Genomic DNA, 15,015 nt, shown 5'->3' with positions numbered 1-15,015 from the left:
AAGATAGCACTCAGCTTTTACACTGCCTAAACTCAGGAAATATGGTGAAATTAATCGCACAGAATTGCTAAGAAAGTGACCTTCATCAAGTAAATCCCCTGAGCAAATAGGAAAGGTTATTTTTCAAGGCCCGAGCTTTGGGCAGGCATGAAGACAGTAGGACCATTTATGCGAGTAAAAATTCTGATTTTTACCCAAGCTAGACATTAGCTTTTGCCTAAAGAAGGCTCATCTTAGGCAGAAACGCCCACAGTTTCTGTACAGAAAACCGTGGGCGCCTCGATTGTTTATACCGTAGCTATCTAATTTTGCTTACGACTACGTCGAACCATAAAGATACCTGCGGCTGTGACCAAACCTGCGAGGGCAAGTACCCCGAGTACGGATGCACCCGTCCTTGCAAGTGTTGCTCCATTGGATTTGGCAGAGGTGCCGGACTTCGATGAATCACCGGCTCCACCGTTCTGGTTGGTCCCACCGTTCTGGTTTCCACCACCGTCATTTGGTCCACCATTTTGGTTGCCATTATTGCCAAGTCCGAGGATTGCGAACGGTGCCAGCAACCACCACCATGGTGGGTTACTTGTGTTCTTCAGTTTCACCTGAAGCGGCTTGTCCGCTGGGGTATCGCCGACAATGGTAACCACAGCAGTGCCATCGCGATTATCGACGACCGCGCCAACTCGGTCACTAGTAAAGCCCGGCGTGCGCCATTGCTGAACAATGTTGTTACCAGGATGCTTTTCCTTCAAAGTTACCTTGGTACCTACCGGCAACGGTGGGAAATCTTTAAATTCCTCACCATCACGAACCGTGAATTCCTTCTCAACTGTCTCACCGTTATCTGTCCAGGTTGCGACAATTTCAAATTCGCGATCGATGCGGCCAACATTTCCAGTTAATCCGGTGACTTCCTTCACTACTGATAGATGGCCGAGCTCAGCATACGCGTTTTGAATCTGTGCCTCAGTGACACCACCATCGGCGGTGATCTTCGGGGCGTCGATACGCGTAATAGAAGAATCCTTAAGGAAGCGCAAGCCTTGGACGTCAACCGCATCGGTATTTTCCTCAACAGTACAAACCGAATTAGCGACAATACCATTGACGGTGACGGTCTCTCCTACCTTCACCTTCACACGATCCTCGTTGGTCGTCCGACCGTTCTTGACACACTTCAGCGAAATATCAAACTCACGGTCTCCCACGAGCTTTTCAACAGCAGGGGTGCCAATGATCACCTTGGAGATCTTGAGCGTGCCTTTCCATTGCGAGTACTTGTTCTCAACCTCAACCTTGCCATTCTTATCGGTCTCGATCACCAGTTTGCTGTCCAAGCCAGTGGTAACCAAGTTGGAGTCAGTGATCTCAGCACCAACTTCAGTAATGGTGCAGCTAAACTCTGCAGGAATCTTTGGAGAGGTAGCACTTTCGCCAGCCTTTACCTTGAGCGTTCCCTCGACAGGCGTTTCATCCTTGCGATGCTCCGGAGGCGTACAAACATAGTTAAACTCAAACACCTTGCCATCGGCGATGCGATCTGGATCAACCACCGACTTAGTAATGGTGAATTCTCCAAAGTTCTTACTATAAGTATTGGTCACCTGAACAGCAGGGACACTTCCCTTGGCGATCTTTACGCCAGAACTGATCTCCGTAACCAAAGTTGCACCAGGAGCTTGAGCATCATGCTCACGAGTAACCACGCAGGAGTAACCCGTAGGCATTTCCTCGGACTCAACTGAACCATTATTCGGAACAGTCAAAGTGCCTTCCTTGGCTTCTTCGCCGTCCTTGGTGCAGCGATAGTCAACTTTAAACTCGCCAGGAATCTTAAGGTCGGCTGCGTTAGTGACAACCTTCTTGGCGACCTGGAATTTACCCATATCGCGGGAATATGTATTGGTGAATCCAACAATAGTTGGGGCGCCAGCACCAATCGTGACCTTCTTAACGCGCTCCGCTCCAGGGGTTACGTCAGCATGGTCTGCAATGGTTGCAGAATCAGCGTCCTCCGTAATGGTGCACTCCGTACCCACCGGGAATACCTTGTCTGAACCAACGGGAGTGCCGTTACCACGAACGGTGAGCATTCCAGAATCAGCACCACAGGTGTAGTTGAACTTGAATTCTTTGTCATCAGCTCCACCGTGGACACCTTCAACGCGCTTAGCCACGGCGAATTTACCGAGCTCAACGTATGCATTGATCAACTTGGCTGCACCGACACCACCATCAGCAACAATCTTGGAAGCAACAACCTTTGTAGTGGAAGCGCCAGGTTCGAAGCGGAGTTCTCCAACAGCAGCGGAATCTGGATTCTCTGTCACCGTACATTCGGAATTCGCTACGACGCCTGGAACAGTTACAGTTTCACCAGCCTTGACCTTAAGTGTTCCCTTATTGGTTTCCTTTCCGTTCTTCATACAAATGTATGAAACATCGAACTGGTGGTCACCTACTGCTTTCTTGACAGCTTCAGAACCGGAAATCTCCTTAGAAACCTCCAGTGTGCCTTTCCACTGCGAATACGTGTTTTCGACATCAACCTTTGGGCCACCGTCCTTCTCGATCACCAGCTTGCTGTCCAAGCCAGTGGTAACCAAGTTGGAGTCAGTGATCTCAGCACCAACTTCAGTAATGGTGCAGCTAAATTCCGCAGGAATCTTTGGAGAGGTAGCACTTTCGCCAGCCTTTACCTTGAGCGTTCCCTCGACAGGCGTTTCATCCTTGCGATGCTCCGGAGGCGTACAAACATAGTTAAACTCAAAGACCTTGCCTTCAGCAATACCATCTGGATCAACCACCGACTTAGTAATGGTGAACTGCCCAAAATCCTTACTATAGGTATTGGTTACCTGAATCTCCGGCACATTACCCTTGGCGATCTTTACGCCAGAACCGATCTCCGTAACCAAAGTTGCACCAGGAGCTTGGGCTTGACCTTGGTCATCCTTTTCACCAGTAATCACACAGGCATAGCCAGTCGGTAATTCTTCAGAATCAACCGAACCATCTGCAGGAACAACTAAAGTGCCTTCTTTAGCTTCTTCGCCGTCCTTGGTGCAACGGTAGTCAACTGTGAATTCGCCTGGAATAGCCAATTCAGCATCCTTGACAACCTTCTTAGTTACACGGAACTTGCCCATTTCACGAGCATATGAATTCTTAAACTCAGCGCGAACAACTTGGTCAACACCGATTTCAACTTGCTTCATCCGCGCACTGGGCTCGGTTACATCTTCATATCCATCGATGATTCCAGGTTGATGCCGCTCAGTAATATCGCACCGAGTACCTACCGGGAATTCATTGTCGGATTCCACCGGCACGCCATCAGCCTTGGCATTAACAGTCCCATTGACACCACCACAGACGTAATCGAACTGGTAGGTCAACTCACGAGCTTTACCGTTCTCACCTTCTGCTGTTTTAACCACAGCAAACTTGGCCTTCTTTACGGTGTAGTTGTTAGTAAACGTGGGATTTTCACCCTTGCCAACTACAAAACGCTGCTCACCATTTGGCTCCACATTCAAAATATGGTTTTCAATCTGGGCAGCACCATTTGGCTCTGTGCCTAATTCCTGTACAGCGCATTCCGTTCCAACTGGGAAAGCCTTGTCAGACTCGACCGTGCCAGCACCAGTGACCTGCAACCTACCGGTTTCTTGACCACATGTGTACTCGAACTCGTAAGTCTTTGCTGCGGCAATATCCTGAGCATCTCCGGAGATTGCTTTAGTGACGCGGAACTTCGCCTCGTCCTTCTTAAAGGTATTGGTTACTGTGATTGTGTTTGCATCAGCATCCCTACCAATCACAACTTCCTTACCCAGATCAGCGGTAAAACCATAATCTTCGAACTTCGGCGCATCCGTCTTTTCTTCTTTTACGGAACAACGCGTGTGGTGCGGGAACTCAGGCCCCTCAGTGACATCGCCCTTGGCGTTGATCTTTAATTCAGCAAGCTGGTTAGCCTTAACCTTTCCATCTTTACTATCAGCATTGCACTGATACTTGACGGTGAACTCAGTGTCATCGTTCAAGCCCTGCGGGCGTTCGCCAGCGATTACTTTTTTAATACTCAGCGCCGCTGTTTCCAGCGTATAGGTATTGTTAATGGTCACTAAGTTGCTGCCGTTTTCGCCTTGCCCCTCTTTAATAGTGACCTTGCGGCTCTCCGGCTCATACTTTACAGCAATACGATGGCCTTCGATTTCACCAGAGTTTACGTTTTCTTGAACGTAGCACTCATACCCAACAGGAATGTTTGGGATTTCCTTGATTTCACCATTAGTGGGAACTGTCACACGAATTGAAGGTTCCGAATCTTCCGGTTCTCCTGCAGGCACACATGTGTAATCTACTTGGACATTTTCACCGACAAGATCCGGGTTATCCAGACCTTGAACAGACTTTTTAATCTGCAATGAACCCGTCTTATCGGAGTAAGTATTACTCAAAAGGAGAACAACTCGCTCACCGGGAGCTGGCTGAGCAATCGTTGCCCTATTTCCATTTATTTCAACTTGTGTCTTGTTGGCGCCTTGGTTTACATGCGTAAATACACCCGGCTGCCACTTCAACTTCGAACCTTCTACCGCCAGCTCTTCAATCGTCACCGGGGTAGTAGGAGACACCTTTTCGATCCGACAATCAGATCCAGGTGCGACTTTACATTCCTCAGTTTTATCCCCGACGGTGTAGCGCAGTTTGAATTCTTTGACATCAGAATCCTGGAAGTCTGGCAGCACTTCCTTCTTAATTACAAAGTTAGTAGCATTCGGATATATTGATGCACCAACCTCACCCTTCACATAAACAGCAACACCATCTTTGGTTTCAACATTTACACCGTTTACCTGTGCAGTGTTCTGAACTTTAGGGCTTTCTTCGCTACGCAGCTTCAATAAATCAGCTGGCACAACCGAGAAGAAACTAAGACGATATGCGGAATCCCTTACTAAATTCTCGACTCGTGCAGTAAAAGTTTTTCCTTTGCCCCAGCTGCCTTCCGGAGTTACGCCAGTAAATTCGACGTTTTCGCCTTGGTTGCCAGGGAAATTCTGCCACGTATCGCGTACATTTCCGTAAATCTTTTCAGCACATTTAATACCAGCTTGTTCATACTCTTTACCTGGAGCACACTTGCCGTCATCTGAAATATTTGCCCAAGTACCCTTGTTCAATGAATCACCAGTACGGCGAAGAACGCTATATGGCCCCCGAGCCATAGGGGCGATGTAATGAGGTAATTCAACATTTTTACCCGTATCAGGGTCAACAACCGTCAGGGGCTGGAGGGTATCCGTGATTTCGATGGCACCACCAGCATCTACAATTTCATTGACCTTTTTTGAGGGAATTACGATATGCCATACGATTTGGCTATATTTCTGACCATTAACATCGTATTCAAACGAATATTGACCAGATTTTTTAACCTCATCGCCAACAGCTTCCGGATTGTACACCACACCTTTGACGGGGCCACTCTTACGGCCAGTGTGGTAGTAGTAAGCGTCTACATCGACATTACCGAACTTAAATGCTTGAGCCGTCTCCGTCTTTACAGCGGTTGCCGTAAATTTCAGATACCCCTTTTCAATGCGATAACCATCTGGTGGTTGAACAAACGTACAAGTAATTTGTCGTTGTCCACTAACGCCTTTACACGCCCCAACGTTCCCCATAGATTGGTTGATATTGTTTGACAGCGTCAACCATTGTGGTAGTTCAACATGGATCACATCATCCGGCGCAGCTTGTTCTTTACCTAAAGCACTCCAGTTAATCTGCAAGACTATTCCGGTTCCAGCTACTAAATCCGCTTCTTTTGCCGGCGGACTGGTCAATGGAGTTGCGCTACCAGATTTGTATACATCAACCGACTCAATGTACTCATTTGCCCAGTTCTTGGGTGAGCCTGGGCTTCTGAACGCCCTTGTCTGATTGTGGGACTTAGGTTCATCACCAAGAGGCGGCTGTTTTTCTTGGTCGGGAGCGGTAGCAACCGACCTGGACGCACCGTCACCATCTCCAGCGGTACCCTCAGGACTCTCTTGGGAAGTCGCGTCCAAATCTTCATCTGTCACCGCGTGAGCAGCTGGTGCCATTACAAGCATTGACAGTATGAGTGCGATCACGGCAAAGAAAGCAGCGACGATTGTCGCCACTTGCTTTCCTTTGATAAGTATCACAGATTCCCCCCTTCCTTCTTTAGATACAAAACTCATTAGCTTTCCTTAATTGAATCATTGAAGCCACCTATAAACCTAAATTTCCACTAAGCAAAGCATTAATAAATAAAGGCAATAGCTTGGCATTAACTTAAGCGCATTGGACACTTTACTTAACATTAAGACGCAATGCATTGCCTGCAAATAGGTAGCAATCCGATACATAAACCTGCATAAATGCTACTTGAGCATTAAATATAGGTATCAAATTTCATAATGCCCTGGAGCACGCACAAACACGCAGGGACTCAGGATTTCCTAATAAAAAGCTGTGCCGATTAAAAGCGTGTGCACCTATTGCACAATATTTCCATCAATACCCCCGAAACTACCCCCTTATTTTTATTCATAGCATGCAATTAGTACTGAATATATTTCACACGTTAGATTTCTTTTGCATAAGCAGGAAATAACAGAACCCCACCTCGTGCCACAATCAACTCGGGGCACGAGGTGGGGGTTCAATATAGATTTAGTAGTGTATTAGCGCCCAGTACCCGCATACACGGTTGCTTCTTCTTCCCCGCCGAGTTCGAATGCATCATGTAATGCGCGAACTGACTTCTCTACCTCGGTCTCTCGGATTAGTACAGAAATACGAATTTCTGAGGTAGAAATGAGCTCAATATTCACACCAGCATCACGCAGGGCTTCACAGAATACTGCGGTTACTCCAGGGTGGGATTTCATACCCGCACCTACCAAGGAAACCTTGCCGATCTGGTCGTCGTAAAGCACGTTTTTGCAGGTACCGTCGAGCTGAAGCTTTTTGAGCAGCTCCATTGCGCAAGGACCGTCGGCACGTGGGCAGGTAAAAGTTATATCGGTGCGGCCGTCTTCAAGAGAGGAAATATTCTGCAGCACCATATCAATATTAATTTCGGCATCCGCAATCACACGGAAGACCTTTGCTGCCTCACCTGGGAGATCTGGGATCCCCAGCACCGTTACCTTTGCCTCTGAAACATCAGTGGCCACACCTGCGAGTGTTGCTTCTTCCACGGGAATATCCTCCATTGAGCCAGCTACAAGTGTGCCGGGATCATTACTATATGACGAACGAACGCGGAGCGGAACATTAAACGCGCGCGCATACTCCACACTGCGCAACACGAGGATTTTTGAGCCAACCGCAGCCAGCTCCAGCATTTCCTCAAAGGACAATTTTTCGAGCTTTTGCGCATCCGAAACAATGCGCGGATCTGCCGTATAGACGCCATCAACATCAGAATAGATTTCGCACACATCTGCGTTTAGGGCAGCAGCGAGAGCGACTGCGGTGGTATCGGAACCGCCACGCCCCAATGTGGTCACATCGCGAGTATCCTTATTGACGCCCTGGAACCCAGCCACCAGGCAAATCTTGCCGTTATCGAGGGCTTCGCGTACACGTGCAGGAGTAACATCTACAATTCGTGCATTCCCATGACGCTCAGTAGTAAGCACGCCTGCCTGCGAACCAGTAAAGGACTGCGCTTCTGCCCCAAAGGACTCAATTGCCATTGCCACAAGTGCATTTGAAATTCGCTCACCTGCGGTAAGCAGCATATCCATTTCCCGTGCCGGGGGGACAGGATTTACTTGAGCAGCAAGATCTAGCAGCTCATCTGTTGTGTCGCCCATCGCCGAACAGACCACAACAACATCATGGCCCTGCTTTTTCGTTGCAACGATCCGCTCGGCTACTGAGCGAATACGTTCCGCACTCTCCAGCGAGGACCCACCGTATTTTTGTACAACCAATGCCACTTGGCTGCCGCCTTTCGGTCCATCGACAAAAATTATGTACGCACATGGTAACTCGGCCCTACCGAAAGAAAACAAAAGAGCCCCCAAGCTAGCAAAACATTCTGATAAATCAGGCTCATGTCATACAACACGCACTGCTTACAGCAATACCAAATACAAAGTGAACTATTCTTATGTAAATGCAGAGCAACTTTCTTGCTGTGCTCTTTGCCCTTGCCTCCGCGATGACCCTCGCCTGGGGGACCGTGGTAAGGCACCGCATTGCCAGCGCGGCACCAGCAAACACGGAGCCGCTCAAACACATACCAATTTTCACAGTGGTAAAACACGCAAAGTGGTGGGCTGGTACTGGGACTGCATTCCTTGGGTACGCATTCCAAGTAATTGCGTTAAGTTATGGCACACTCCTGGTGGTCCAACCTGTCCTTGTGCTTTCGCTTATGTTTACCCTGCCGCTTTCTGCTTACTATGATGGCCGGCGCACCACCGCAGGCGATTTAATCTGGTCAGCAGTGCTTTCCTCAGCCGTTGCGGTGTTAGTAGTACTGGGCAAACCAAGCCCAGGAATGGTACAACCACCCCTTTCACTATGGGTTCCTGCACTTACCATTGGGGCCATAATCCTCGCGGTATTGTATCGGTTGGCTTTTTTCGGCTCCCAACGAGTACGAGCAGTGTTGCTCGGCATAGTTACAAGTGCAATCTTTGGTTATGTAGCAGTACTTTCAAAAGCTGCAGTAAATATCGCAATACACCAGGGTCCTGTGGGGTTACTAACCAACTGGGAACCATTTGCCGTCATTATTGCAGCAACCCTTGCCACCGCAATGCAACAATCATCGTTTCATGCTGACGCACTGGAAAATTCCCTTCCCGCAATGACTATTTCCGGCCCAATCGTGGCATTTATCTTGGGCTATTTGGTACTTGGAGAAAAGTTCCAAGTTTCCGGTTGGGAATGGTTTTGGATTATCGCTTCTTTAGTATCCATGATCGTTGCGGCCATGGCTTTATCCCGATCTTCTGCCAGCGTACGCTAGATTTTTCAGCTGCTATATTCACCGATATTGGGGTGCTAAGTATTAAAATTTGAGACGTAATGTCTCACCAGGCGGTCGCATAGTGTAAGCTGCAACACATGCAGCGAGCACTATTTCTTCTACTTCCATGCCGCGGCGGGTCGAGCCAGATGTAACTGGTCGGCATCCCCGTCGCGGAGTCTAGTAACGCCGACCGAGTGCACCGCTCCCACTAATTTAAGGACTTCTCCAATGCCTTTAAATGAATCCTTTTTCTCCGCGCCCACTGATATCACCACTCCTCAGGGGCCGCCAGCTGAAGGACAAGCACCCTGGAATAAGCAGCGTGGCTCAAGCATGGCTTTCCACCGCTACCAGCCATTTTTTACCGAAGTTGAAAAAATCGAGCTGCCGGACCGCACCTGGCCAAATAAAGTAATTGATCGCGCCCCCCAATGGTGCGCAGTAGATTTACGTGATGGCAACCAAGCACTCATTGACCCAATGAGCCCTGAGCGGAAGCGCCGCATGTTCGATTTGCTGGTCCGAATGGGCTACAAAGAAATCGAAGTAGGATTCCCTTCTGCTTCCCAAACGGATTTCAACTTTGTCCGTGAGATTATTGAAGAAAATAAAATCCCCGATGACGTAACCATTCAGGTATTGGTGCAGGCACGTGAACACCTGATTCGCCGCACGTTTGAAGCCTGTGCTGGGGCGAAGAACGTCATTGTGCATTTTTATAATTCCACATCAATACTGCAGCGCGATGTAGTGTTCCGGAAAGATAAGTCTGCCATTAAAAAGCTGGCTACAGATGCAGCCGAGCTGGTGAAAAAAATTGCAAAGGATTACCCCGAAACCAATTGGCGTTGGGAGTACTCCCCAGAGTCCTTTACGGGCACTGAGCTCTCCTTTGCCAAAGAAGTTTGTGATGCCGTTGTAGAAGTCCTGGATCCCTCACCAGAACATCCGGTGATTATTAATCTGCCATCCACAGTGGAAATGATTACACCGAATGTGTATGCGGATTCCATTGAGTGGATGCACCGGAATCTCAACCGACGCGATTCGATTATTTTATCGCTGCACCCACACAATGACCGTGGTACAGGTGTTGCCGCAGCCGAATTAGGCTATATGGCCGGTGCTGACCGTATTGAAGGCTGTTTGTTTGGCAATGGTGAACGTACCGGCAATGTGTGCTTGATTACCCTCGGTTTAAATCTGCTCACCCAGGGCGTAGACCCGCAGATTGATTTTTCTGATATCCGCAAGATTCGCAGCACCGTTGAATACTGCAATCAGCTGCGTGTTCCAGAACGCCACCCTTATGGTGGAGACTTGGTATTTACCGCATTCTCTGGTTCCCACCAAGATGCTGTAAATAAAGGTTTGGACGCCATGGCCGCCCGTGTCACTCCTGGCGGCACACATACCGATGTTGCATGGGAAGACCTCCGCGGCGAGCTGTGGGAGGTCCCCTACCTGCCCATCGATCCAAAGGACGTTGGCCGCGACTATGAAGCTGTTATTCGCGTAAATAGCCAGTCCGGCAAGGGTGGCGTCGCCTACATTATGAAGACCGATCATGGTATTCATTTGCCACGCCCGCTCCAGGTGGAATTCTCCTCGGTTGTGCAGAACGTCACCGACACCGAAGGTGGCGAGGTGAGCTCCAAGAGCATGTGGGATATCTTCGCTACTGAATACTTGGACCACACCGCCCCAATCGAACAAATCTCCATGCGTGTCGACGCCGCGCAAACAGAACACGACGAAGCGCGCATCGCCGCACACCTCGAGTTCAATGGCAAAGAAGTCACAATTGAAGGGCGTGGCAATGGGCCGATTGCTGCGTATGCCAATGCTCTGGAATCCCTGGGCATTGATGTAGAAGTACAGGAATACACCCAACATGCCCGTACCGCAGGTGACGATGCCGAAGCCGCGGCGTATGTACTGGCAAACGTAAATGGCAAAAACCACTGGGGTATTGGTATCGCAGGTTCTATTACCTACGCATCACTCAAGGCTGTGACCTCTGCTGTGAACCGCGCATTGTCCTAGCCAAAAACTCTATTAGCAATGGCCCCGCCCCCACCTGGCGGGGCCATCTGTGTTTAACCAGCGAACACAAAAAACACTACAAGCACAAAAACAATTGCCATCAAACACGCAAACAGCATTAATTGCTTGCGGATTTTTGTTTGCTGTACATCACTGTGCTTTCGTAGGAAGAAATCTCCTGCCTCCAGCAAACAAAGCAGGACAACAAACTTGCCTAAATAAAAGTAATATGGCACGTGATCATCTGAAAACAATGCCAAATCGATGGTCAAGACACCTGCAGCACAAACCCACATAAAGTGTCTCATTGCGTGGCTTACTGTCTGCGAATTTCCAAGATTTTCCATTAGATTCACCAGCATTCTGCCGCGTTATACGAGCCGATTTGTCTTGTTCGACAAATCTACAGCATTAATTCTAGTTAAAAATTATTATTTGCTAACTAAGCGTAAATCACGTTCCGCTTTGCCGTCAAACCAATAGCCTTCCACAAGCACAAATACCGGTGGTTCGGAATGGCCACACAGCAGCCAATTTTGAGGAGACAAAACGCAGACTACAGATACTATCTATGCCTAATTTAATAATTAGTGTCGTTTTTCACGCCAATTGCACGCAACCTAAGCAGGTGTATGCGAAGACTCACCAAATACTTGTGGAATAGGCTGACACAAGCACTCGAGCACACAACACACCTCTATGTTGTGGATTGGAGAATCTCTATAAGTTTCTTTTTAGCCCTATGGATACGCACTTTCACTGCTGATAGCGAAGAATTTTGATGGACAGCGATTTCTGCATAGGTCAACCCTGCCACTTCAGCCAGTACCAATGCTTCCCGAGCTTCATCTGGGAGCTGCTGTAATGCGTAAGCTAGGCGATCTTGGTCTGCTATCCGATCTTCAAATACCGCCGTAGTGTCCTCTAACTCTATTACATAACCATTCTCTTCTTCATCGATCGATTGTTCTGGTCGCCGTTTCCGTACAATCGCCATTGCAGAATTGCTAGCAATTCGATAGAACCAAGTGCCGAACTTCGATTCACCCCTGAAGCGAGAAAGATTTTGCCAGGTAGATGCTAGTGCAATCTGCAAAGCATCTTCAGCGTCGTACTGGTTCTCGGTAATACGTAAACACACACTCCAAGCTATGTGTTGGTAACGTGTCACCAGTTCAGCAAATGCTCGTTGGTCGCCTTCGCGAGCCTTGCTCAATAGTTCCACATCACTCATAGTTTCAAATACTTTCATTCAACAACCGAACACTAGCATCATTGTTCACGTAATATTCTCGCCCCACCAACTCTAGCGGAGACACTCACTATTATCGTAGTGATTCGCTCGCCTCTACCACCTCAATCCAAACAAAAACGGATGCCGCATAAACTAGGGGCATCCGTTTTTCCGTTATTCAAAATCGAAGGAATCATCTGAGACGGAGTCAATCTCGCCTAAATCCAGCCCAGTCAGCTCTTCAAAATCTTGAATCTCGTTTTCATTATCTTCGAATAATCTATCGCCTACTGAATCCGTGTCGTGTGGCTCAGTTTCAAAACTGGGTTCGTCCACAAGATCATCGTCAAGTATGAATTCACCGAAATCATCATCGGCTAATTCAATTTCAGCGGCTTCATCAAAGTCCGGAACAATTGAAGCATCAATTTCGTGTTCTGACATTTCAAAAGCATCTTGAAGGATTCGAGTCCACACGCCCTGATCAAGAGCCCCTAAAGGTAAAGACAGATCAGGCTCAATAGGAGACTTATCTCCGCTTGACATCTTTATCCTCCACCAATCCTTTGATTACCAAATCTCACTTCAATGCTATTGAATAACTTCGCTGCGCGTCACATTGGCAATTGCAAGTTGTGGATTGCCTACCGCGCCTCCAGTGGCTCCAGCAAGCTCAGAATCCACATTGGTAGTAGCTACCATTTCGTAATTGCTATCCGCCCATGCATCTTCAAACTCACTAATAGGGACCTGCATTCCATTTCCATTTGGATGGCCAGGATCCGCTAGTGTCACCATACCAGTATTCATATTAATTTCGGTGACAACTAAAAAGTGATCAGGCAAATCGTCTTCAGTAACCATGTCGCCTTGGTCGCCCCACAATTCACCAGAATCGACGAAAGCAATAATCCCATAACCCTGCTCAAGGCGGTTCGATAAATCCTCCATTGAGCTTGTGACGTTTTCACATGGCACACCTGAAGATTCCAGCAATGTTGCCACATCAGACATATACATTCCTTTAGAAATGTCTTGGGTTAAGCCTAATTCATATGCTTGGTTCACCATATATTGTGGATCAGCGATACCGGCGTCATGATATTCATTCACAATAATCGCTGCTGAAGTTGGACCGCAATAACCGTCTACTTCTTGGAAAAACCAGTCGGTATTCCACTCATATGAATTTCCATAAACTCCGTCATCTTCTGGAGTAATTGAAGGATCTTCTATTTGTGGTTCCACAGGTTGCTCGGTCGGCTGATCACCTTCAATAACACCGAAATCCATAGTGTCGTGTGGGTCAGTAAGTTCGGTTTCAGGATTTGGGTCCTCCAACTCCGGAGCAGATTCAGTCTCTGGAGTAGAGATGCTTAATGGATCGTTGTCCGGGACTGGAAATGCATCTTCGCTAACATAATCCTCAGTTGGGTAGGTATCGGCTTCTAATTCATTAAACTCAAAAAGCGAATTTAATCCATCAGAGTTAAGTATGCCGTCGTAGTCACCCATAGTCATTGTTTTATTCCTTTGTTAAATATAAATAAGCACTATTAGCGAAGAACGCTCTTTGGCAAGCTGGATACAGGGAGAAAAACCAACTATGCCAAAGAGCAAGTTTTTAGATACCGGCTGAAGGATCCATCCCCAGATCATCAGTGTGGCCCATTGCCTCAAAGCCGGAGACGTCCCCCATGCCACTTGCACCAAAGTCATTTGCATCAAGGTTAGTGTCCATTATGCCGTCGCCATCGGAGTCGTATGAGGCGTAGTCAAAGGTATTATCGCCATTAATGTCTCGATAGACTACGTCAGCTTTGCCGTCCATATTGGTGTCAGCACCAGCCTTTTCAAAGTGCCCATCAAGGTTTTCGTCGATAAGCTCGATATCGGTCAAACCGTCATTGTCAAGATCCATGCGGGATGATGCAACAGCCCCATCAACGAGGGTATCCTCCTGGAAGACCGCACCAGTGCGTCCATCAGCATAGGTAATGGTGTCAAAATCACCATCGTTATCGGTATCGGTGCCTGCCACGATTACATTGTCTTCGGTTGTGATAACGGCGGTTTCAAACGTGCCATCATGGTCGGCATCAACGTCAGTCAGTATTACTTCGCCCTGGTCGTCCAGGTAGCTGATACGCTGACCGCCATCAACGATCGAATGCACTACGTCGATGCTGCCATCGCCATCGACATCACGAGAAGAAACGTGATTTTGCACGTCGTTTGCATCATCAAGTACTACTTCATCTTTGGAATATGAGCTGTTGTCTGTTGGCAAATTCCCCATTGCAGCATTATTTGGTGCAGCAGGTCCAGGACCACTTTCACCTGTTGCAGGCATGGACTGTGGCGCTTCCTGAGCTGCGGTAGCTTCAGGCGCTTCCGCTGGTGCGGCAGGTTCTGGGGTTTGCGCTTGAGGTGCGGAATCGGAAGAACCTGAAGCACCACGGGTAAAGTCGTTTACCATTCCCTCAACGTGACTCGTTGCATTCTCAATGTTCTCACGGATACCCTGCATTGGATCGTTGCTCATGATTTCCCTTTCGGTTTGCGTTTCTTTTGCCATCGCCGATTTGCTTGACAGTATTTAGACACCTCGCGGCGGGTAAAAGTTACAACACTTTTTTATTTTTCTTTTTCGCCAGGTCAAATGGTGTTTTAACTTTGGTTTTATCTGTAGATAAGCAAA

At 48.0% G+C, this 15,015-nt stretch carries 9 protein-coding genes; 2 read left to right on the top strand and 7 right to left on the bottom strand.

Annotation, left to right across the window (positions count from 1 at the left end):
• Window positions 1-302 precede the first annotated feature (302 nt).
• Both CFREI_RS00655 and CFREI_RS00650 read right to left on the bottom strand, forming a co-directional pair.
• Window positions 303-6,239, bottom strand: coding sequence for a DUF5979 domain-containing protein (locus tag CFREI_RS00655; protein ID WP_027011644.1), 5,937 nt, complete (start codon window positions 6,237-6,239; stop codon window positions 303-305).
• A 486-nt stretch (window positions 6,240-6,725) separates the two neighbouring features.
• Complete coding sequence (locus tag CFREI_RS00650) at window positions 6,726-7,991, bottom strand: aspartate kinase (RefSeq protein WP_027011643.1); 1,266 nt, start codon at window positions 7,989-7,991, stop codon at window positions 6,726-6,728.
• Window positions 7,992-8,170: 179 nt separating this feature from the next.
• Between CFREI_RS00650 and CFREI_RS00645 the strand changes: the two genes are divergently transcribed.
• Together CFREI_RS00645 and leuA are read left to right on the top strand one after the other, a co-directional pair.
• A complete protein-coding gene (locus CFREI_RS00645) occupies window positions 8,171-9,031 on the top strand; it encodes a DMT family transporter (RefSeq protein WP_027011642.1) in 861 nt (286 codons plus the stop codon).
• Between the two features lie 231 nt (window positions 9,032-9,262).
• Entirely contained in the window at window positions 9,263-11,080 is a 1,818-nt protein-coding gene (leuA, locus tag CFREI_RS00640) for a 2-isopropylmalate synthase (RefSeq protein WP_027011641.1), read from the top strand.
• 53 nt (window positions 11,081-11,133) lie between these two features.
• Here the strand turns inward: leuA and CFREI_RS00635 are convergent, their stop codons facing one another.
• The 5 genes from CFREI_RS00635 to CFREI_RS00615 form a co-directional block, all read right to left on the bottom strand.
• On the bottom strand, window positions 11,134-11,442 hold the full coding sequence (locus tag CFREI_RS00635) for a hypothetical protein (RefSeq protein ID WP_156907680.1): 309 nt from the start codon (window positions 11,440-11,442) through the stop codon (window positions 11,134-11,136).
• A gap of 335 nt (window positions 11,443-11,777) precedes the next feature.
• On the bottom strand, window positions 11,778-12,314 hold the full coding sequence (locus CFREI_RS00630) for an RNA polymerase sigma factor (RefSeq protein WP_027011639.1): 537 nt from the start codon (window positions 12,312-12,314) through the stop codon (window positions 11,778-11,780).
• 174 nt (window positions 12,315-12,488) lie between these two features.
• A complete protein-coding gene (locus tag CFREI_RS00625) occupies window positions 12,489-12,860 on the bottom strand; it encodes a hypothetical protein (RefSeq protein ID WP_027011638.1) in 372 nt (123 codons plus the stop codon).
• A gap of 45 nt (window positions 12,861-12,905) precedes the next feature.
• Window positions 12,906-13,835 (bottom strand): C39 family peptidase, encoded by a 930-nt coding sequence (locus tag CFREI_RS00620; RefSeq protein ID WP_051255762.1) that lies wholly within the window; start codon window positions 13,833-13,835, stop codon window positions 12,906-12,908.
• Between the two features lie 103 nt (window positions 13,836-13,938).
• On the bottom strand, window positions 13,939-14,859 hold the full coding sequence (locus tag CFREI_RS00615; RefSeq protein ID WP_156907679.1) for a hypothetical protein: 921 nt from the start codon (window positions 14,857-14,859) through the stop codon (window positions 13,939-13,941).
• Between the last annotated feature and the right edge of the window lie 156 nt (window positions 14,860-15,015).

Source organism: Corynebacterium freiburgense (genome assembly GCF_030408815.1).
In the GTDB taxonomy this organism is placed as follows: domain Bacteria; phylum Actinomycetota; class Actinomycetes; order Mycobacteriales; family Mycobacteriaceae; genus Corynebacterium; species Corynebacterium freiburgense.
Note: the sequence above shows the minus strand (reverse complement) of the source record. Positions and strands in the feature narration are given on the sequence as shown.